The organism is Streptomyces sp. ACA25 (genome assembly GCF_028200735.1).
GTDB lineage: Bacteria > Actinomycetota > Actinomycetes > Streptomycetales > Streptomycetaceae > Streptomyces.
The window spans coordinates 285,319-305,191 of sequence record NZ_JAQKPV010000003.1; the positions used below are offsets into that span (position 1 = coordinate 285,319).

General features: G+C 72.0%; 15 protein-coding genes. 5 read left to right on the plus strand and 10 right to left on the minus strand.

Features of this window, described 5'->3' with window-relative positions; all coding sequences use genetic code 11:
* Positions 1–125: 125 nt before the first annotated feature.
* The 4 genes from PJ985_RS07455 to PJ985_RS07470 form a co-directional block, all read right to left on the minus strand.
* The gene (locus PJ985_RS07455; RefSeq protein ID WP_271682781.1) at positions 126–1,847 is read right to left on the minus strand and encodes a serine/threonine-protein kinase; all 1,722 of its coding nucleotides are present in this window, start codon (positions 1,845–1,847) and stop codon (positions 126–128) included.
* 74 nt (positions 1,848–1,921) lie between these two features.
* Entirely contained in the window at positions 1,922–4,558 is a 2,637-nt protein-coding gene (locus PJ985_RS07460; RefSeq protein ID WP_271682782.1) for a protein kinase, read from the minus strand.
* 124 nt (positions 4,559–4,682) lie between these two features.
* Complete coding sequence (locus PJ985_RS07465; RefSeq protein WP_271682783.1) at positions 4,683–6,653, minus strand: protein kinase domain-containing protein; 1,971 nt, start codon at positions 6,651–6,653, stop codon at positions 4,683–4,685.
* Between the two features lie 133 nt (positions 6,654–6,786).
* The gene (locus PJ985_RS07470; RefSeq protein WP_271682784.1) at positions 6,787–8,511 is read right to left on the minus strand and encodes a glycerol-3-phosphate dehydrogenase/oxidase; all 1,725 of its coding nucleotides are present in this window, start codon (positions 8,509–8,511) and stop codon (positions 6,787–6,789) included.
* 170 nt (positions 8,512–8,681) lie between these two features.
* Between PJ985_RS07470 and PJ985_RS07475 the strand changes: the two genes are divergently transcribed.
* Entirely contained in the window at positions 8,682–9,944 is a 1,263-nt protein-coding gene (locus tag PJ985_RS07475) for a nucleotide sugar dehydrogenase (RefSeq protein WP_271682785.1), read from the plus strand.
* Between the two features lie 179 nt (positions 9,945–10,123).
* Complete coding sequence (locus PJ985_RS07480) at positions 10,124–10,552, plus strand: Asp23/Gls24 family envelope stress response protein (RefSeq protein WP_271682786.1); 429 nt, start codon at positions 10,124–10,126, stop codon at positions 10,550–10,552.
* Between the two features lie 127 nt (positions 10,553–10,679).
* Here PJ985_RS07480 and PJ985_RS07485 read toward each other — a convergent pair whose 3' ends face one another.
* From PJ985_RS07485 to PJ985_RS07500, 4 genes are all read right to left on the minus strand, one after another.
* Positions 10,680–11,789 carry a GuaB3 family IMP dehydrogenase-related protein gene (locus PJ985_RS07485; RefSeq protein WP_271682787.1) on the minus strand — a complete coding sequence of 370 codons (1,110 nt, stop codon included), beginning with the start codon at positions 11,787–11,789 and terminating at the stop codon, positions 10,680–10,682.
* Positions 11,790–11,972: 183 nt separating this feature from the next.
* The gene (gene guaB, locus PJ985_RS07490; protein ID WP_271682788.1) at positions 11,973–13,475 is read right to left on the minus strand and encodes an IMP dehydrogenase; all 1,503 of its coding nucleotides are present in this window, start codon (positions 13,473–13,475) and stop codon (positions 11,973–11,975) included.
* Positions 13,476–13,629: 154 nt separating this feature from the next.
* Positions 13,630–14,205: an RNA polymerase sigma factor ShbA gene (gene shbA, locus PJ985_RS07495; RefSeq protein WP_271682789.1), complete on the minus strand. Its 576-nt coding sequence runs from the start codon at positions 14,203–14,205 to the stop codon at positions 13,630–13,632.
* 310 nt (positions 14,206–14,515) lie between these two features.
* Positions 14,516–15,127 carry a response regulator transcription factor gene (locus tag PJ985_RS07500; RefSeq protein WP_019431595.1) on the minus strand — a complete coding sequence of 204 codons (612 nt, stop codon included), beginning with the start codon at positions 15,125–15,127 and terminating at the stop codon, positions 14,516–14,518.
* Between the two features lie 440 nt (positions 15,128–15,567).
* On the opposite strand from PJ985_RS07500, the gene PJ985_RS07505 reads away from it, so the two are divergent.
* The 3 genes from PJ985_RS07505 (at position 15,568) to PJ985_RS07515 (ending at position 17,586) form a co-directional block, all read left to right on the plus strand.
* Entirely contained in the window at positions 15,568–15,921 is a 354-nt protein-coding gene (locus PJ985_RS07505; protein WP_271682790.1) for a WhiB family transcriptional regulator, read from the plus strand.
* 90 nt (positions 15,922–16,011) lie between these two features.
* Positions 16,012–16,797, plus strand: a complete 786-nt coding sequence (locus tag PJ985_RS07510; protein WP_271682791.1) for an SDR family NAD(P)-dependent oxidoreductase — start codon at positions 16,012–16,014, stop codon at positions 16,795–16,797.
* Between the two features lie 84 nt (positions 16,798–16,881).
* A complete protein-coding gene (locus tag PJ985_RS07515; protein WP_271682792.1) occupies positions 16,882–17,586 on the plus strand; it encodes an ester cyclase in 705 nt (234 codons plus the stop codon).
* 81 nt (positions 17,587–17,667) lie between these two features.
* Here the strand turns inward: PJ985_RS07515 and groL are convergent, their stop codons facing one another.
* Entirely contained in the window at positions 17,668–19,290 is a 1,623-nt protein-coding gene (gene groL, locus PJ985_RS07520; RefSeq protein ID WP_271682793.1) for a chaperonin GroEL, read from the minus strand.
* A 101-nt stretch (positions 19,291–19,391) separates the two neighbouring features.
* Complete coding sequence (gene groES / locus PJ985_RS07525) at positions 19,392–19,700, minus strand: co-chaperone GroES (protein WP_271682895.1); 309 nt, start codon at positions 19,698–19,700, stop codon at positions 19,392–19,394.
* Between the last annotated feature and the right edge of the window lie 173 nt (positions 19,701–19,873).

The window sequence follows — 19,873 nt, forward strand, 5'->3', positions numbered from 1 at the left end:
ACGGCCGACGACGCCCGCTGCCTACCCGCCGGTAACCACTTTTCCGGAATCTCGCCAGTGATCACTGGCAGAAATCCGGTTCCCGGTGTCCGGACGGCCGGGTGCGCGGAGCGCCGCCGTGCCCCTCAGTCCCCCTCCCCGGGCTCCTGGGCGTCATCGAGGGCGAGGTGGGTGAGCACCTCCTCGTACAGCTCCTCGCCGTAAGCCTTGGCCGCGCCCTCCTCGCCGGGCATCACCACCTGCACCCGCCACATCCGGTCCGTCTCCTCGCGGGTGAGGAACAGCGCCCGGCGCTGCACGCGCGGCGCTCCCTCCTCCGACCGGTGCGGTACGGAGGTCAGCTCCATCTCGGCGGCGTCGTAGTCGTGGAAGTCACGCTCGTAGAAGCGGCCCGTCACGTCCTCCATGCCGGTGTCGCGGGCGTTGCTCTCCCGCAGATGGCTCAGCTGCCCGGCGGCCGCGGCGAGTGCGTCGCGTTCCTCCTCCTCGCGGTACCAGAGCTGGATCTCGTAGAGCGTGTCCGGTGAGGTGTACCGGATCCAGGAGCTGTCCTCCGCGGAGTCCCGGACGAATCCCTCGGGGACCGCCCAGGTGACCCCCGGCTCCTCCTCCTCTCGCAGCTCCCAGCCCTCCGGCAGCCCGCCCCGGCCGAACGGGTCGGCCACCAGCAACAGGAGGACCAGCACCAGGGCTCCGGCCGGCCCGCCGGCCAGAGTCAGCCGCGCTCCGCGCCCCGGGCGCCGGCCACGGCCCCCCTTGCCCGGGACGCCGTCACCGCCGTCACCGCTCTCACCCCCCTGGGCCGGGTAGCCCCGGGTGGCAACCGGCTCGGCGGGCGGCGGGGCCAGGATCCGGAGGAGCGTCTCCCGGACCTCGGCGACGGCCGGCCGGGCTGAAGGCTCCTTGCTGAGCAGCCGCAGCACGAGTGCGCCCAGCTCCCCGGACTCCCGGGCCGGCGGCTGGGCATCCGCGGTCAGCACGGCCTGGACGGTCGCCGGAACGGTGTAGCGCCGGAACGGCGAGAACCCCTCGAGGGCCGCGTACATCAGGACGCCCAAGGACCAGAGGTCCGACTCGGGTCCGGGCCTGCGGCCCAGCACCCGCTCCGGAGCGGTGAACTCCGGCGAGCCGACGAACGCTCCGGTGTCGGTCAGCCCTTGCTCGCCCTCCACCTGGGCGATGCCGAAGTCGGTGAGCACCACCCGGTCGTTCCGCCCCAGCAGCACGTTGGCCGGCTTGACGTCCCGGTGCAGGACTCCCGCCTCGTGGGCAGCGGCCAGCGCCCCGAGGACGGCGAGCCCGACCCGGGCCGTCTCGCGCACGCCGAGGGTCCCCGACTCCAGCACCTCGGCCAGCGACTCTCCGTGGACCAGCTCCATGACCAGCCACGGCCGGCCGTCCTCGATCACCACGTCGTACACCGTGACGACCGACGGATGACCGATCCGGGCCGCGGCCCGCGCCTCGCGCCGCATCCGGCGGTGGACGTTCTCCCGCTCGCTGTCGGTGATGCTGCCGGGGACCCGCGGCTCCTTCACCGCGACCTCGCGGCCCACCACCGCGTCCCGGGCCCGCCACACGGTGCCCATCCCCCCGTGCCCGAGACGACCGGTCAGCCGGTACCGGCCGCCGACGACCCGCTGCGGCGCCCCGTCCCCGTCCGGACGGTCCGGACCGTCCGCCGGACCGCCCGCCGCCGGATACCCCGCCGGCGCGGTGGCAGCCGGGTCCGCCCGCGGAGAGGCGGCCGCCGACCGCGCCGGACCCGCGGCCGGTCCGGCCGGCCCCGCGGCGGGCTGGAGACCGTAGCTGGTGGGATCGTCCGCCTGTCCCCGCTCGTCTGCCATGGTCCCTGCCTATCGCGTCGGCCGACCGCACCACCACAGAGTCCCCGGGCCTGATGCACGGTGGTGCGGGACTGTCACCCGGCTGTGACCCGGTAGCTCTCCGCCACCACCTCGAAGACCTCGTCCAGGGCATCCCGGCTGCTCTCCGGGCCCCGCATCAGCACCACGTGGTAGTGACCGCCCATCAGCGTGGCGCGGTTGTAGGCGACCTGCTCCCCGCCGTCCCGCCAGGTGAACACCCCCTCCGCGATCGACGCCTGACCGACCTCGGTCCGCCGCAGGTTCCCGGCCGAGGAGTAGGTGTCCTCGTAGTAGGGCCGGAGCTCGGCCAGCTCCCCCAGCTGATACTGCATGGGATCGTCGCCGAACTCCTCGGCACTGTCCCGTCCCGGGACGACCAGCAGCTCCAGCTCCCCGGCCGTGTAACGGACCTGTCCGTCCGCCGGCTCACCCTGGCGCTCCCAGCCGTCCGGCAGCGCCAGCCGGAAGCCGGCCGGGTCGTCCACCGGCGTGAAGCCCTCCGGCAGCGTCTCCTCCGAGGTCTCGGTGGGCTCCGGGTCCGCCGTGCCGGAAACCCCCTCGGTGGCGGTCGGGTCGGGTACCGGACCCTCCCCCGCGGGCTGTCCGCCCGGCTCGCCGCTCCCTTCCGAGCCGGACTCCGGCAGGAACAGCAGCGCGTAGGCCATCGCGGCCCCGACCCCGAGCAGCAGCAGGATCAGCAGCGTCCGGCCGAGCCACCGCGGGTCGCGGTCCCGGCGCCGGTTCCTGCGCTTGGACACCATCTCGCCCCGCCGGCGCACCACGGGAAGCCGGTGGGGGTCAGCGGGCCGGCCCGCTTCCAGCATCGCCGGAGCGGTCACCGTGCGGCGCCCCACCTCCGGCTCCGGGGCAGTACGGATGATCGAGCGCAGCCAGCCGCGCAGCTCTTCGGGGTCGGGGCGCTCGGTGGGGTCCCGGCGCAGCAGCGACTCGACCACCGGACGCAGCGCGCCGCACTCCTCGGCGAAGGCCGGCTGCTCTCCGCAGACCGCCTGCACCAGCTCGGCCGTGCTGTCCTCCGGGTACGGAGGGTGCCCCTGCACCGCGCGGAAGAGCAGCGCGCCCAGCGCCCAGAGGTCGGCGGCCGGGCCGACCGGGGGTGCCAGCTGCCAGTGGTTGTGGACCGGCCCGGCCTGCTCGGGCGCCCACCGCTCGGTGACCGCGCCGACTGTCGTCATGCGGGCCTGCCTGGCCCGCTCCGCGGCGAGCGCGGTGTCCGGGCCCCGGTACCGCGGGGACGCGGACGGGGGCCGCCGGCCGGCCGGGGTGGGCGCGGCTTCCGGTGCGGCGTTCCTGGCGGGGACCGGGATGTTCTCCCAGCCCGTGCGCACCGGGCTGCTGGGACGCCGCGCGCCGGGCAGCTCGGTGGGACCGGAGCCGCGGCCGGCCGGGCCGGGCAGCGGCCGGGCCCGGTCCTGCGGGGCAGGCGAGGCGGGCGGCCCGCTCTGATCGGCGGGCCGCAGATGACGGGCCGCGGCCGTGCTGCCTGAGGTGCTGTTCCCGGCGGCATCCGCGCCGGCCCGGGTGCCCGCCCGGTAGGCGGCTATGGCCCCGCTCCGCGCGGCGCGCTCGATGGCCGCCGGGGAGGGCCGGTGGCCGGCTCCCCGGTCGCCCTCGAAATCCCAGGCGGCGGGGAAGCCGCCGCTCCTGGGCTCCTCCGGGGTCTCCCGGTCCGGCAGACCGCCCTGCTGCCGGACCCGCGCGACGAGCTCCGCCGCTCCGCCCGAGGGCCGTTCCCCGGACGGTGCGTCCCCGTGGGGAGGGCCCGGCAGCCGGTACTCCTCCGCCGCCGGATGCTCCGTGGGGCGGTGCCGTTCGGCGGGAGGCAGTGCCTCGCGCTCATGCTGCCCGCCGGGACCGACGGCCTCGGCCGGCCCGGGGGACGCGTCGAGGGCCCGGCTTTGGTGGCCGCCGGGCTCGTGGTGGCCGGCGGGCTGGTGGTGGCCACGGGGGCCGGCGGGCTCGCGGTGGACGTGGTAGTCCTGGTGCCCGGCCCGGTCCTGGGGGTCCGCTTCCCCGGCAGCCGGCCCGCCGTCACCACCCGGCGGCAGGCCGTCGGAGGGCCGGGCGGAGTCCGCCGGGAACGGGTCGTACCCGCAGAGCACTTCCTCGGCCGCACCGGCGGCCAGCCCGGTCAGCAGTGCCCGGCCGTCGTCACACACCAGGACCGTGCGCGAGGTGAGGTTGCGGTGTGTCCAGCCGTGCGCGTGCACGACCCGGAGGGCCGCGAGCAGATCCGCCGCCACCTCGGCCGCCCGGTAAGGATTGAGCCGCTGCTCGGTGAGCAGGGACGCCAACGGACGGGCACTCACCAGCTCGCTGACGATCCACAGGCCGTCGCCCTGCACGAAGACGTCGAACACCTGGTCCAGACGGGGGTGATCGGGGATGCTCGCCGCGGCGGCAGCCGCCTCGACGGCCCGTCGCACCACGGGATCGTCAGGTGTGCGGGTGGCCGCGGACCCCGGCCCCCGGCTCCCGTGCGGCCCGCCCGGCCGATCCCCGTCCAGCAGCTCGGCGTCCACGACCTCCGGCAGCGGAACTTGCCGGACCCGGACCTCCTGGCCGCTCGCGGTGTCGAAAGCCCGCGTCTCGACCAGCTCGTACTCCTCGGACGGCGGCCGCGGAAGGCGGTACCGGTCGGCGAGCAGACGCCCCGCGTACGTGTCCACGACGCCTCCCCTCATCGCGTGCCGGTGGGCAACCGGTCTCTCACGATACGTGCCGCGGGCACACCGCGCCCACAGTCCGGCGCCCCGGGTTCATACTGCCTTCCGTGCCCGGTGTCCTGACGGCTCATTCCAACGGCTGAAAGGTGGCGAACGCCGTGTCACGCAGCGTTCGGCACTCCTGCCCGTCCCACTCCGCCGCCACACACGTGATCATGATGGCGTAGCCGCGGCCCGAGTCCACCCGGAACCCGCGGTTGAGCACCCGCACCCGCTCGCCGCCCTCGGTCCGCTCGAACTCCCAGTCGGCCACCGTGGGGTACTCCCGCCAGTCGACCACGGGGGCGATGCCGATGACGCGGTACTCCGAGCTTCCGTCCCGGACCGCCGGCTCGAGACTGCGCCAGGCGGACTCGGCGCTGTCCGTCGGAGCGTTGTTGAAGTCCACCTGCACCTTGGGTGGTCCGCCGCCCGGGGCGCCGTACACAGCCCCGGAGTTGCGCCCGGCGATGCGGATCAGCTCCCAGCCTTCGGGGAGCTCGATGCTGAACTGGAACTGCTGGTTGACGACCCGGTCGAAGCCCTCCGGGCTCTCCGGCGGGAACGTCCCGTCGGGGTCGTTCTCCGGAGCGGTGACGGGTGGTCCGGTGGTGTCCTCGTCGGAGTCGCCCGAGTCGGCGGAGCCGTCCTCGGCCTCCGGGTCCGCCCCGTCCTCCGGGTCCGCGCCGCCGTCCTCCTCGCCGTCCTCCTCGCGGTCCGCTGCGTCCCCCTTGCCGTCCTCGTCACCCCCGTCGTCCGCGCCGCCGGCCGCGCCCCCCGTGGAGCTGTCCGTGCTGCTCCCGCCGCCGGTCAGCGTGTTGGCCACCGCGGCGCTGAGGAGACCGAGCAGCACGATGGCAACCGCGGCGATCAGCAGCGAGCGCTGCCGCCGGAACCATCCCGGCCCGGAGGTGCCTCCTGCCGCTTGCGGGGTGGCGGGCGGGGTGGACTCCGAGCCGCCATGCTGCTCCGGGCCGGTGGCCGCGGTGCCGGCCGCGTCCGGGGTGCCGGTCTGCTTCCGGCGCGCGGCGGAGCCGGAGAGCGCCGTCGTCGCCGTCTCCTGCGGCGCGGCACCGGTGCGCAGGGCCTCTCTCAACAGCACCCGGGTGCGGACCAGATCGAGCCGCTCGTCCGGCTCCTTGGCCAGCAGTCCGGTGATGACCTCCGTCAGGATCCCGGCCGACCGCGGGGTCTGCACCGGCTCGTTCATCACCGCGGTGAGGGTCGCGATGGCTCCCCCCTTGTCGTACGGCGGGCGGCCCTCGACCGCGCAGTACAGCAGGGCGCCGAGCGACCACAGGTCGGCGGCCGGGCCCAGCGAGTCACCGCGGGCCCGCTCCGGCGAGATGTACGAGGGGGCACCGACCAGCATGCCGGTGGACGTGATGGAGGGGTCACCCTCGACCTTGGCGATACCGAAGTCGGTGAGCACGACCCGGCCGTCCTCGTCCGCGATGATCACGTTGGACGGCTTCACGTCCCGGTGCAGGATGCCCGCCTTGTGGGCCGCGTGCAGCACCTCGAGGATGGCCAGACCGGTCTCGGCCGCCTCCCGGGGGCGCATCGGGCCGTCCTCCCGGACGACCTCGGCCAGGGAACGGCCCTCGATGAGCTCCATCACGATCCACGGCCGCGCGCCCTCGTCGACCACGTCGTAGATGGTGACGACGCCCCGGCTGCGGATGGTGGCGATGGCCTTGGCCTCCCGCATGGTGCGGGTGACCAGCCGCTTCCGTTCGGAGTCGTCGATGCCCACCGGCAGCCGAAGCTCCTTCACCGCCACCCATCGGCCCAGCACTTCGTCCCTGGCCCGCCATACGGTGCCCATGCCGCCGCGGCCCACCACGGTGCCGAGGCGGTACCGGCCGGCCAGCAGCCGGGCAGCCGCGGTCGGCGCCTCGTCGCGGCCCGGTGCGGACGGCCGGTCCTGGCCCTCCTGCGGTGTGTCCTGCGGTGGTGCGGCGTCGTGCGGCGTGCTGTCCGGAGGCACCCGGTCCTGCGGCCCGTCCTCCCGCGGGTCGCCGACGTGCGCCTCGTTGTCCCCGTTGTCCTGGCCCATGCGTGGTGTCCCCTCCGGCTTCCCGCACATTGTCACCCATGGGCGTGGCCATCGAACCGCAGGGGCACGGCGCGTCCGGCGGCGGGTTGACGGCCCGACAGACGCGCATCACGACGGAACGGGGCGGAACGGCTCAGAGCGGCACGGTGTCCGGAGCCCCCAGCCTGGCTGCGTCTGCCGTCTGGTCGTCCGGCTGGAGCTGCGACTCGCGCTCGGCCTCCACCCGCTTCAGGTAGTGCTGCACCTCGCGTGCGATCTGCTCCTCGTCCCAGCCCAGGACCGCGGCCATGAGCTCGGCGCATTCCCGGGCGCTGCGGGTGCCGCGGTCGAAGGTCTCGAACGAGATCCGGGTGCGGCGGGTGAGCACGTCCTCCAGGTGGCGGGCGCCCTCGTGCGAAGCCGCGTAGGCGATCTCGGCCTTGAGGTAGTCGTCGGCTGCGGGCAGCGGCTCGCCGAGCTTCGGGTCGGCCTCGACCAGCTCCAGGACCTCGTCCATCAGCGAGCCGTAACGGTTGAGGAGATGCTCGATCCGGGCGACGTGCAGCCCCGTCCGGGCGGCGATCCGGGCCCGGGCGTTCCACAGCGCGTGGTAGCCCTCGGCTCCGGCCAGTGGAACGTCCTCGGTGCAGCATTCCGCCACGCGGTGGTCCAGCCCGTGCACCGCGGCGTCCACTGCGTCCTTGGCCATCACCCGGTACGTCGTGTACTTGCCGCCGGCGACCACCACCAGGCCCGGTACCGGATGGGCCACGGTGTGCTCGCGGGACAGCTGGCTGGTGGCCTCCGATTCCCCTGCGAGCAGCGGGCGCAGACCGGCGTACACCCCCTGGACGTCGTCCCGGCTCAGCGGCACGGCCAGCACCGAGTTGACGCGTTCCAGCAGATAGTCGATGTCCGCACTCGAGGCCGCCGGATGGGCCTTGTCCAGGTCCCAGGCGGTGTCCGTGGTGCCCACCACCCAGTGGCGGCCCCAGGGGATGACGAACAGCACGCTCTTCTCCGTGCGCAGGATCAGCCCGGTGGCGGAGTGGATACGGTCCTTGGGCACCACCAGATGGATGCCCTTCGAGGCGTTGACGTGGAACTGCCCCCGCTCGGCGATCATGCGCTGGGTGTCGTCCGTCCAGACGCCGGTGGCGTTCACGACCTGCTTGGCCCGGATCTCGTAGGTGCGGAAGCGGTCGGGGCCGCCGCTCTCCTCCAGGTCGGTCACGGTGACGCCCACCACCCGCTCGCCCTCCCGGAGGAAGCCGGTGACCCTGGCCCGGTTGGCGCAGTACGCGCCGTACGCCGCGGCGGTGCGCACCAGGGTGGCGACATGCCGGGCGTCGTCCACCCGGGCGTCGTAGTACTGGAGTGCGCCGACCAGGGCGTCCTTCTTCAGGGCCGGGGCGATCCGCAGCGCCCGCCGACGGGACAGATGACGGTGGACGGGCAGGCCGCGGCCCCGCCCGGAGGACAGCGCCATGGCGTCGTAGAGCGCCACACCGGACCCCGCGTAGAACCGTTCCCAGCCGCGGTGGCGCAGGGGATACAGGAACGGCACCGGCTTCACCAGGTGCGGGGCGATCCGATCCAGCATCAGACCGCGTTCCTTGAGGGCCTCCCGGACGAGACCGAAGTCGAGCATTTCCAGGTACCTCAGCCCGCCGTGGATCAGTTTGCTGGACCGGCTCGAGGTACCCGCCGCCCAGTCCCGTCCTTCGAGCAGGCCGGTGCTCAGCCCGCGGGTCGCGGCATCCAGGGCCGTGCCGGCGCCCACCACCCCACCCCCGACGACCAGCACGTCCAGCTCCCGGTCAGCCATTCGGGCCAGAGCTTCGGTTCGCTCCGCCGGTCCCAGTGTCGCTGTTCTCACCGTTGCCTCCCGCACTCGTCGTTGAAGCCTGCAAGCGATGCTCCCCCATTGCACGCTCTTTTTGCCGCCGCTGGAAGCACCCCCGGGGACAATCCACCATATCTGTCATATATCCGCTTAAGCTGACTCTTACGTTTTCTCCACCCGTCCGGGGAAGGGGCTCGCCGCTCATGCCCGCAGATCTCGCCGTCCTCGGCCTGGGGCACCTCGGCCTTCCCGGTGCCCAGGCAGCCGCCGCCATCGGCATGGACACCGTCGGCTACACCCGGGACCCGGCCGTCGCCGCCGGCCTCAACGCCGGCCGCCCGCCCGCCGACGGCTCCCTGACCGCGGCCGAGCTCCGCCGGATGCTGGCCGCCGGCTTCACCGCCACCAGCGACCCCGCCGAGCTGAACCGCGTACGCACCGCGCTGATCTGTGCTCCCACTCCGCTCGGCCCGGACCGGGCGCTCGACCTCACCGGAGTCCGGGAGGCTGCCCGCGACCTCGGCCCCCGGCTGCGGCCCCGCACCCTCGTGGTGCTGGAATCCGCCGTGTACCCCGGCACGACCGAAGGCATGCTGCGGGAGCTGTTGGAGGACGGCTCGGGACTTCGCGCCGGGCGGGACTTCCCACTCGCCTGTTCCCCGGGCCGCCTCGACCCCGGCAGCCGGGTCCACGGTTACGCGAACACCCCGCGCGTCATCGGCGGGCTCACCCCCGCCTGCACGGAAGCGGCGGCCGCCTTCTACGGACGGCTCACGGACAAGGTGGTACGGGCCCGGGGCCCGAAGGAAGCGGAGACGGCGAAGGTGCTGGAAACCAACTTCCGGCACGTCAACATCGCGCTGGTGAACGAAATGGCGGTGCTCTGCCACGACCTGGGTGTCGACCTGTGGGACGTGCTGCGCTGCGCGGAGACCAAACCGTACGGCTTCCAGTCCTTCCGGCCCGGCCCCGGGGTCGGCGGCCACGGGGTACCCGTCGACCCCGGCTGCCTGCCGCACTCCGGCCGCGGTCCCGGACACCCGCTGCGCATGGTGGAGCTGGCCCAGGACGTCAACGCACGCATGCCGCGCTACGTGACCCGGCGCGCGGCGGCGCTGCTCAACGAGCACGGCAAGTCCGCCCGCAACGCGCGCGTGCTGCTCCTCGGCGTCACCTACAAGCCCGACCTGCCCGACCAGGAAGGCGCCCCCGCCCGGGAGATCGCCACCCGGCTGCTCGAGCTCGGCGCCCGGCTCAGCTTCCACGATCCGTATGTCGCGCAGTGGCGGATCGCCGGCCGGCCGGTGCCGCGCGCCGACTCGCTCTACGAGGCAGCGGCCGCCGCGGACCTGACCGTGCTGCTGCAGAATCACCGGACCTACGACCTGCAGGGACTGGCCGCCAAGGCTCCGCTGTTTCTCGACAGCCGCGGTGCGACCCCGGCCGGGGCCGCGCACCGCCTGTGACCGCGGCGCCGCTCCGAACGCCCTCCGGCGCCACATCCGTGGACCGTCCGGCGCGCGTGACGCGCCGATCCGTTGCACGATGGAAGGGTCATCGCACTCGCCGGTGACGCTCCGCGCCGCCGGTGAGTGCCGTCCGTCTGCTGAGCGGACCCCCCGCGGTCGCGCAGGAGGTACAAGTAATGGCAGAGATCGAAGGCTCTCCGGAGCAGCGCGGCACCACCACGATCGCCGACTCCGTCGTCGCGAAGACGGCCGGAATGGCCGCCCGTGAGGTGCCCGGCGTGCACGCCATGGGCAGCGGAACCGCGCAGCGGATCGGCGCGATGCGCCAGGCGATGGGCGGCGGCACCGCGGCCACCAGCGGCGTGTCGGTCGAAGTGGGCACCACTGAGACCGCAGTCGACCTCGTCATCGTGGTCGACTACGGCGAGCGCATCCACAAAGTTGCGCAGAAGGTGCGGGAACACGTCATCACAGCGGTGGAGCGCACCACCGGCATGGACGTCGTCGAAGTGAACATCAGCGTCAACGACATCTACATCGAAGGCGACGACGACGAGGACAGCGACAACCGGCCGACCTCGCCGTCCGGCCGCTCCCTGGACTGACCCCGCCGTCGGGCCGCGATCCGCGCGTCAGCGGCCCGGCGGGGGTGGCCGGCACGCTGCCGGGCCCGTGCCCGGACCCGGGCAGGCCCGGGCGGGAACGTCTGCCCGCCCGGGGAGAGCGTCGAGGTCAGCGGGAAACCGTGACCTCGACCCGCTGGAACTCCTTGAGCTCCGAGTAGCCGGTGGTGGCCATGGCGCGGCGCAGCGCGCCGAAAAAATTCATCGACCCGTCAGGAGTGTGCGAGGGGCCGGCGAGGACCTCCTCCGTGGTGCCGACCGTGCCCAGGTTGACCTTCTTGCCGCGCGGCACGTCCTCGTGCACGGCCTCCATGCCCCAGTGATGGCCCCGGCCGGGCGCGTCACTCGCGCGGGCCAGCGGAGAGCCGATCATCACCGCGTCGGATCCGCAGGCGATGGCCTTGGGCAGGTCACCGGACCAGCCGACCCCGCCGTCCGCGATCACGTGCACGTAGCGACCGCCGGACTCGTCCAGGTAGTCCCGGCGGGCCGCCGCGACATCGGCCACCGCCGTGGCCATCGGCACGTGAATGCCCAGCACATTGCGGGTGGTGTGGGCGGCGCCGCCGCCGAAGCCCACCAGCACACCCGCCGCGCCGGTGCGCATCAGGTGCAGGGCCGCGGTGTACGTGGCGCAGCCCCCGACGATCACCGGCACGTCCAGCTCATAGATGAACTGCTTGAGGTTCAGCGGCTCGGCAGCGCTGGAGACATGCTCGGCCGAGACGGTGGTCCCGCGAATCACGAAGATGTCCACGCCCGCGTCCACGACGGCCTTCGAGAACTGCGCGGTGCGCTGCGGGGACAGCGCGGCCGCGGTCACCACCCCGGAGTCCCGCACCTCCTTGAGGCGCCGTCCGATCAGCTCCTCCTGGATGGGTGCGGAGTAGATCTCCTGAAGCCGGCGGTTCGCCGAGGACACCTCCAGCTCGGAAATCTCCTGGAGCAGCGGCTCCGGGTCCTCGTAACGGGTCCACAGCCCTTCGAGGTTCAGCACCCCGAGGCCGCCCAGCTCACCGATCCGGATCGCGGTCTTCGGGGAGACCACGGAATCCATGGGCGCGGCGAGGAACGGCAGGTCGAAGCGGTAGGCATCGATCTGCCAGGCGATCGAGACCTCTTTCGGATCACGGGTGCGACGGCTGGGCACCACGGCGATGTCGTCGAAGGCGTAGGCCCGCCGTCCGCGCTTGCCGCGTCCGATCTCGATCTCAGTCACGTGGGGAACCTTCCGGTAACGGTGCGGGACAGTCGGCGCGGGACGCCGGGCCGACGACCGCGCGGGCAGAACTGCCGGGGAGCGGGACACCGGGAAGCGGGACGCCGGAGACTGTCGGTACTCAGGTCAGCGCACATCATCTCAGTGCCGCGGCACCGTCCCCCGCTCGCCCCGCCCCGTGTGTCACCGCCGCGAGTAGTTGGGGGCCTCGGTCGTCATCTGGATGTCGTGCGGGTGGCTCTCCTTGAGACCGGCCGCGGTGATCCGCACGAACCTGCCGCGCTCCTTGATCTCCGGAATGGTCCGGCCGCCGAGGTAGTACATCGACTGGTGGAGCCCGCCCACGAGCTGGTGCACCACCGAGGCCAGGGGGCCACGGTAGGGGACCTGGCCCTCGATGCCCTCGGGGACCAGCTTCTCGTCGTCGCTGACGGTGTCCTGGAAGTAGCGGTCCTTGGAGTACGACCGGGACTCTCCCCGGGTCTGCATCGCCCCGATCGAGCCCATCCCCCGGTAGGACTTGAACTGCTTGCCGTTGATGAACATCAACTCGCCCGGGGACTCCTCGCAGCCGGCGAGCAGGCTGCCCAGCATGACCGTGTCCGCTCCGGCCACCAGGGCCTTGGCGATGTCACCGCTGTACTGCAGACCCCCGTCACCGATGACCGGGACGCCGGCGGCCCGGGCCGCCAGGGCGGCCTCGTAGATCGCGGTGATCTGCGGCACCCCGATGCCGGCGACCACCCGCGTGGTGCAGATGGAGCCGGGCCCCACGCCCACCTTGATGCCGTCCACCCCGGCGTCGACCAGTGACTGGGCACCGTCCCTGGTGGCGACGTTCCCCGCCACCACGTCCACCGAGTAGTTGGACTTGATCTTGGCAGCCATTTCGGGCACCAGTTTGGAGTGGCCGTGCGCGGTGTCCACCACGACGAAGTCCACGCCCGCCTCGATGAGGGCCTCGGCACGCTCGTAGGCGTCCCCCGCCACTCCGACCGCCGCGCCCACGATCAGCCGGCCGTCGGCATCCTTGGCAGCCCTCGGGTACTGCTCCGCCTTGACGAAGTCCTTGACGGTGATCAGGCCCTTGAGCTTGCCCTGCCGGTCGACGAGCGGCAGCTTCTCGATCTTGTGCCGGCGCAGCAGCCCGACGGCCTCCTCGGGGGAGATGCCGACCTGGCCGGTCACCAGCGGCATCGGTGTCATGATCTCGCGGACCTGGCGGCCGCGGTCCGTCTCGAAGGCCATGTCCCGGTTGGTCACGATGCCCAGGAGCTTGCCCCCGGCGTCGGTGACCGGGACGCCGCTGATCCGGAACCGGCCGCAGATCTCGTCCGCCTCCCGGAGCTCGGCGTCGGGGCGGACCGTGATCGGGTCCGTGACCATGCCGGACTCGGAGCGCTTGACCCGGTCCACCTGCGCGGCCTGGTCCTCGATGGACAGGTTGCGGTGCAGCACACCGGCGCCGCCCTGCCGGGCCATGGCGATGGCCATCCGCGCCTCGGTGACCTTGTCCATCGCGGCGGACAGCAGGGGGACGTTCACCCGCACATTCCGGGAGATCGCGGAGCCGGTGTCGATATCCCCGGGAGCCAGGTCCGCGGCGCCGGGAAGCAGCAGCACATCGTCGTAGGTGAGCCCGAGCGTGGCGAACTTCTCCGGTACTCCATCGGCGTAAAGCGTCATGACACCCTTCCTGCACTCTTGCCCGGCCCTGGCCTCCATGCTAGATGAGCGAACCGGTCTTCCGGTCCGCGGCGGACCGGCCGGCAATCCACTGCCGGGCGGCCCGGGAACAGCCGGTCCACCGCAGCGGCACGGCGGACCGGGCCCGCGGCGGTCAGCGGCTCGCCAGGTCCCGCAGCCGGCTCAGCGCCCGGTGCTGCGCCACCCGGACGGCCCCCGGGGACATGCCGAGCTTCCGCCCGGTCTCCTCCGCCGTCAGGCCGACGGCGACCCGCAGCAGGACCAGCCGGCGCAGATTGTCCGGGAGGTTGTCCAGCAACGTCCGGGCCCACTCGGCGTCACTGCTCAGCAGCGCCTGTTCCTCGGGCCCGAGGGAGTTGTCCGGCCGCTCCGGCATCTCGTCCGAGGGCACCGCGGTGCTTCCCGGGTGCCGCATGGCTGCCCGCTGGAGGTCCGCGATCTTGTGCTGGGCGATGGCGACGACGAACGCGTCGAACGGCTTGCCGGTGTCGCGGTACCGGGGCAGCCCGCAGAGCACGGCGAGGCAGACTTCCTGAGCCAGGTCGTCGACGAAGTGCCGCGCGTCGCCGGGCAGCCGGCTGAGCCGGGTGCGGCAGTAGCGCAGGGCGAGCGGGTGCACGTGAGCGAGCAGGTCGTGAGTGGCCTGGGCATCCCCTTGGGCCGCACGCTGGACGAGGGCGCGGATCGCCACTGCCTCTTCGTCGCGCATCGCTCCATGGTGCACTCCCGCGGATCGGTCCGGTCCACCGCGGGTGGAGTTGTGCACCGACTTGTTACCGGGCGGCTCCGCCGCCTTCCTGGCGGACGGATCACCTGGTGTTGACCACCGCCTGGATTCAGCCTCCACCGGCGTGCTGGGTGCCATGTCCCGCGCCCTCCCCTCACATGTGGCCGGCTCGTGCCGGAGCAGCGTCATGCTTCAAGGATGCGGCACCGGGGAGTATTCCGGCTCACGCTCACCGGCCGGGGTGGCTCAGGAGTTCTGCGCCACCCCGTCCGGCCCGGCCCGGTAAGGGAGTTCAGCGCACCAGGCCCCAGCGGAAGCCCAGCGCCACGGCATGTGCCCGGTCCGATGCGCCGAGCTTCTTGAACAGCCGGCGGGCGTGTGTCTTGACCGTGTCCTCGGAGAGGAAGAGCTCCCTCCCGATCTCGGCGTTGGACCGGCCGTGGCTCATGCCCTCCAGTACCTGGATCTCCCGGGCGGTGAGCGTGGGGGCGGCACCCATGTCGGAGGACCGCAGCCTCCGGGGGGCGAGCCGCCACGTCGGGTCGGCCAGCGCCTGGGTCACGGTGGCCCGCAGCTCGGCGCGTGAGGCGTCCTTGTGCAGATATCCCCGGGCCCCGGCTGCCACCGCGAGGGCCACGCCGTCCAGGTCCTCGGCCACCGTGAGCATGATGATCCGCGCCCCGGGGTCGGCCGACAGCAGGCGGCGGACGGTCTCCACGCCTCCGAGGCCGGGCATCCGGACGTCCATCAGGATGAGGTCCGAACGGTCGGCCCCCCAGCGGCGGAGCACCTCCTCACCGTTGGCCGCCGTCGTCACTCGCTCGACGCCGGGCACGGTCGCAACCGCGCGGCGGAGCGCTTCCCGGGCGAGCGGGGAGTCGTCGCAGACGAGAACGGAAGTCATGGCCGCCCTCCGCAGCTGATGAGCATCACCTTGAGCCTCCAGGCTGTTCTGAGTCGTCACCGGTACGGCCGACGCACCCGGACATCCGTCCGCGCGATGGTCTCCGTCAACCGCCTCGTCATCTCAACGACGGTCACCCGAAAGAGTTACGGCTTCTCCGTTGACCTTCGACTGGCCTCCGACGTGCAGACGGGCGGATCCGGGGTACCCCACGACCCCCACCCGACGCCTTCGACACTCTACGTGAGGACCCGATCACACGACGGCCAGTCACCACCCGACACGCCGGTCCCGCAATTTACGCAATTCGGACCCTCTTTCTCATTTCGGGGCATCTTTGACTATATTCGGCTGGTAGTCATATTTACATCTACTTCAGCCGTGGATGCGCCGAGGCCGCTCCGTGACGGCGGCACAGCACGTAACTCGAGGGGACACTCATGGCAGATTTCTCCCGGCTCCCGGGCCCCAACGCCGACCTCTGGGACTGGCAGCTGCTGGCCGCCTGCCGCGGAGTGGACAGCTCCCTGTTCTTCCACCCGGAAGGGGAGCGCGGCGCCGCCCGCACCACCCGCGAGGCCTCGGCAAAGGAGGTGTGCATGCGCTGCCCGGTCCGCGCCGAGTGCGCGGCCCACGCTCTGGCGGTCCGCGAACCCTACGGGGTCTGGGGCGGCCTCACGGAGGACGAACGCGAAGAACTCATGGGCCGGGCCCGGCGCGGCCTGGTACGCACCTCGACCGGACACTCCTCCTCCCGGGAGCCCGCGCCGCAGACGCGGCAGGGCACCCGGTGAGCTGACCGGACAGCCCTCCGTTCCGCTCCTGCGGTCACGCCACGCCTCCCTCCCTGTCGGCCGGGGGCAGCGGCCCGCTACCTTCATCGCATGACGACTGCATTGATCACCGGCGCGACGGCGGGCATCGGCGCGGCATTCGCGCGCCGGCTGGCGCGGGACGGTCACAACGTGGTGCTGGTCGCCCGGGACCGGGCGCGACTCGAACGGCAGGCTGCCGAACTGCACGACCAGCACGGAATCGAGGCCGCCCTGCTGGCCGCCGACCTGTCGACGGACGAGGGCATCGCCTCGGTCGAGGAACGGCTGACCGACCCCACCCACCCCATCGACCTGCTGATCAACAACGCGGGCTTCGGGCTCAAGGGGAGCTACCTCGACGTCCCCATGGCCGATGAACTGCGCATGCTGAAGGTGCACTGCGAGGCCGTGCTGCGGCTGACCTCGGCGGCGGCGGGCCCGATGCGCGAACGCGGCCGGGGCGGCGTGATCAATGTGGCCTCGGTCGCGGCCTTCGTCCCACGGGGGACGTACGGCGCCTCGAAGTCCTGGGTGGTGCAGTTCAGCCAGGGGGCGGCGCGTGACCTGGCAGGCACCGGAGTCCGCCTGATGGCGCTGTGCCCCGGCTTCGTGCGCACCGAGTTCCACGAGCGGGCCGGCATGGGTACCGGCAGCATCCCGGACTGGATGTGGCTGGACGCGGACCGCGTGGTGGACGCCGCACTCAAGGATTTCGGGCGCGGCAAGAACCTCTCGGTCCCGGACCCGCGGTACAAGGCCCTGCTCGGGGCGACCAAGCTGGTCCCGCGGGGAGCACTGGGCGGCCTGTCCACCCGGGCCGGCCGCAAGTACGGCCCCCGCCGCGAGAACGGCTAGCGGCAGGGTTCCGGCCGTACCCACGGAGCACCTGCGGGTCTAGAATTGGGACAAATGACCCCATACCTCCGTGAGGAGGATGTCATGACCTTCATGCAAGTCATCGACCTCAGAACAGACCGGGTCGATGACATGAGCAGGCTAATGGACCGCTGGGTGGAGCGGACCCACGGGAAACGCACCGCCACCCACTCGATCGTCGCCCAGGATCGCGCCGACGCGCAGCACGTGGTCGAGATCGTGGAGTTCCCCTCCTACGAGGAGGCGATGCGGAACTCCGCCCTCCCGGAGACCGACCGGATCTTCCAGGAGATGGTCGAGCTGTGCGAGGAGCCGCCGACGTTCACGGACCTGGACGTCGTCCGGGACGAACAGCTGCACAAGGCGATGGCGGAACGTTTCATCACGCGCGTGATGAACAGACGGGAGTACGAGGCCGCCGAAGAGCTGTGCACGGCCGGCTACCAGGAGCACGACCCCGCGAACGGGGTGGAGACCCTCGGACTGCAGGAGGCCATCGCCGACGCGGCACGGTACCTGGACGCCTTCCGGCCCGAGTTCACGGTGGAGAGCCAGATCGCCGAGGGGGACCTGGTGACGACCCGGTGGACCTCCCACGGCCGCCACACCGGCACCTTCGAGGATCTCGAGCCCACCGACCGGGAACTGACAGTGACCGGGCACACCACCTTCCGCTTCGAGGAGGGCAGGATCGCGGAGAGCTGGTGGAACTGGGACCTGCTGGGCATGCTGCGGCAACTCGGCGTGGTGGAGCTGCCGGGGCGCTGACCCGGAACGCGACGGGCCCCCCGGGACCGCCGGAGCAGTCTCGGGGGGCCCGTCGCGCGACGCGTGCGGGTCCGGGCGGCCTCAGTGGCTGTGGCCGTGCCCGTGGCCGGCGCCCTCGGGCTCCTCTTCCTTCTTCTCGACCACCAGAGTCTCGGTGGTGAGCAGCAGGGAGGCGATGGAGGCGGCGTTCTCCAGGGCGGAGCGGGTGACCTTGACCGGGTCGATGACGCCGGCCGCGATCAGGTCGCCGTACTCGCCGGTGGCGGCGTTGTAGCCCTCACCCTTGGCCAGCTCGGCGACCTTGGAGGTGATGACGTACCCCTCCTGGCCGGCGTTCTCGGCGATCCAGCGCAGCGGCTCGACGACAGCGCGGCGCACGACGGCGACGCCGGTGGCCTCGTCGCCCTCGCGGCCGAGGCCGCCCTCGAGCACCTTCGCGGCGTGCACCAGCGAGGCACCGCCACCGGGCACGATGCCCTCCTCGACCGCGGCGCGGGTCGCGGAGATGGCGTCCTCCAGGCGGTGCTTCTTCTCCTTCAGCTCCACCTCGGTGGCGGCACCGACGCGGATGACGCACACGCCGCCGGCCAGCTTGGCGAGCCGCTCCTGCAGCTTCTCGCGGTCCCAGTCCGAGTCGGTGTTCTCGATCTCGGCCCGGATCTGCGCGACGCGGCCGGTGACGTCCGCGGAGTTGCCCGCGCCGTCCACGATCGTGGTGTCGTCCTTGGTGACGGTGACGCGGCGGGCGCTGCCGAGCACGTCCGTACCGGCCTGCTCCAGCTTGAGCCCGACCTCCTCGGAGATGACGGTGGCACCGGTGAGGGTGGCCATGTCACCCAGCATCGCCTTGCGGCGGTCGCCGAATCCGGGGGCCTTGACGGCCACGGCCTGGAAGGTGCCGCGGATCTTGTTGACGACGAGGGTGGACAGGGCGTCGCCCTCCACGTCCTCGGCGATGATCAGCAGCGGCCGGGAGCCACCGCTCTGCATGATCTTCTCCAGCAGCGGCAGCAGGTCCGAGATGGAGGAGATCTTGCCCTGGTTGATCAGGATGTAGGGGTCGTCGAGGACGGCCTCCATGCGCTCCTGGTCGGTGACCATGTAAGGCGACAGGTAGCCCTTGTCGAAGGCCATGCCCTCGGTGAAGTCCAGCTCCAGGCCGAAGGTCTGGGACTCCTCGACGGTGATCACACCGTCCTTGCCGACCTTGTCCATCGCCTGCGCGATGAGCTCACCGACCTGCTTGTCCTGGGCGGACAGCCCGGCGACAGCGGCGATGTCCTCCTTGGAGTCGATCGGCCGCGCGCTGGCGAGCAGGTCCTCGGAGATGGCCTGGACGGCTGCGTCGATGCCCTTCTTCAGCGCGGACGGGGACGCGCCGGCGGCCACGTTGCGCAGTCCTTCGCGGACCAGGGCCTGGGCCAGGACGGTGGCCGTGGTGGTGCCGTCACCGGCGATGTCGTTGGTCTTGGTGGCCACCTCCTTCACCAGCTGGGTGCCCAGGTTCTCGTACGGGTCCTCGGCCTCGACCTCACGGGCGATGGTGACACCGTCGTTGGTGATGGTCGGGGCACCGAACTTCTTGTCGATGACCACGTTGCGGCCCTTGGGGCCGATGGTCACCTTGACGGCGTCGGCAAGCTGGTTGACGCCGCGCTCAAGGGCGCGACGGGCGTCCTCGTCGAACTTCAGGATCTTCGCCATGGCTTTGCGTGTCCCTCGTATTCCTTAACCGCAATGGAACCGCGCCCCGCCCCCAGCTGATGCAGACGGGTTCGGGGCGCGGATCAGAAAGCTGTGGTGACTTACTTCTCGATGATCGCGAGCACGTCGCGGGCCGAGAGAACGAGGTACTCCTCGCTGTTGTACTTCACCTCGGTGCCGCCGTACTTGCTGTAGAGCACGACGTCGCCGACCTTGACGTCGAGCGGAAGACGCTTGCCGTCCTCGAAGCGGCCCGGGCCCACAGCCAGGACAGTCCCCTCCTGGGGCTTCTCCTTGGCCGTGTCCGGAATGACCAGGCCCGAGGCCGTGGTCTGCTCGGCGTCGAGCGGCTGGACCACAATGCGGTCCTCGAGCGGCTTGATGGCAACCTTGCTGGCGGTCGTCACGATGCGACCTCCCCCTTCGGAGATCTCACGGGGTTTCACTGTCTGGGCGCGGCATGGTGGATCCGTCGTCGCGGGAGCCGGATCCGCCTGTCGCTGTTGGCACTCTCATAGGGAGAGTGCCAACACAGAGACTATGCCGCTGTTAGCACTCAGTCAACCAGAGTGCCAGCAAAGCC

What these genes read in the sequence shown, in the direction of transcription:
- PJ985_RS07455 (WP_271682781.1), bottom strand. Translation starts at nt 1,847, where the DNA reads ATGGCAGACGAGCGGGGACAGGCGGACGATCCCACCAGCTACGGTCTC.
- PJ985_RS07465 (WP_271682783.1), bottom strand. Translation starts at nt 6,653, where the DNA reads ATGGGCCAGGACAACGGGGACAACGAGGCGCACGTCGGCGACCCGCGG.
- PJ985_RS07475 (WP_271682785.1), top strand. Translation starts at nt 8,682, where the DNA reads ATGCCCGCAGATCTCGCCGTCCTCGGCCTGGGGCACCTCGGCCTTCCC.
- PJ985_RS07480 (WP_271682786.1), top strand. Translation starts at nt 10,124, where the DNA reads ATGGCAGAGATCGAAGGCTCTCCGGAGCAGCGCGGCACCACCACGATC.
- guaB (WP_271682788.1), bottom strand. Translation starts at nt 13,475, where the DNA reads ATGACGCTTTACGCCGATGGAGTACCGGAGAAGTTCGCCACGCTCGGG.
- shbA (WP_271682789.1), bottom strand. Translation starts at nt 14,205, where the DNA reads ATGCGCGACGAAGAGGCAGTGGCGATCCGCGCCCTCGTCCAGCGTGCG.
- PJ985_RS07500 (WP_019431595.1), bottom strand. Translation starts at nt 15,127, where the DNA reads ATGACTTCCGTTCTCGTCTGCGACGACTCCCCGCTCGCCCGGGAAGCG.
- PJ985_RS07505 (WP_271682790.1), top strand. Translation starts at nt 15,568, where the DNA reads ATGGCAGATTTCTCCCGGCTCCCGGGCCCCAACGCCGACCTCTGGGAC.
- PJ985_RS07510 (WP_271682791.1), top strand. Translation starts at nt 16,012, where the DNA reads ATGACGACTGCATTGATCACCGGCGCGACGGCGGGCATCGGCGCGGCA.
- PJ985_RS07515 (WP_271682792.1), top strand. Translation starts at nt 16,882, where the DNA reads ATGACCTTCATGCAAGTCATCGACCTCAGAACAGACCGGGTCGATGAC.
- groL (WP_271682793.1), bottom strand. Translation starts at nt 19,290, where the DNA reads ATGGCGAAGATCCTGAAGTTCGACGAGGACGCCCGTCGCGCCCTTGAG.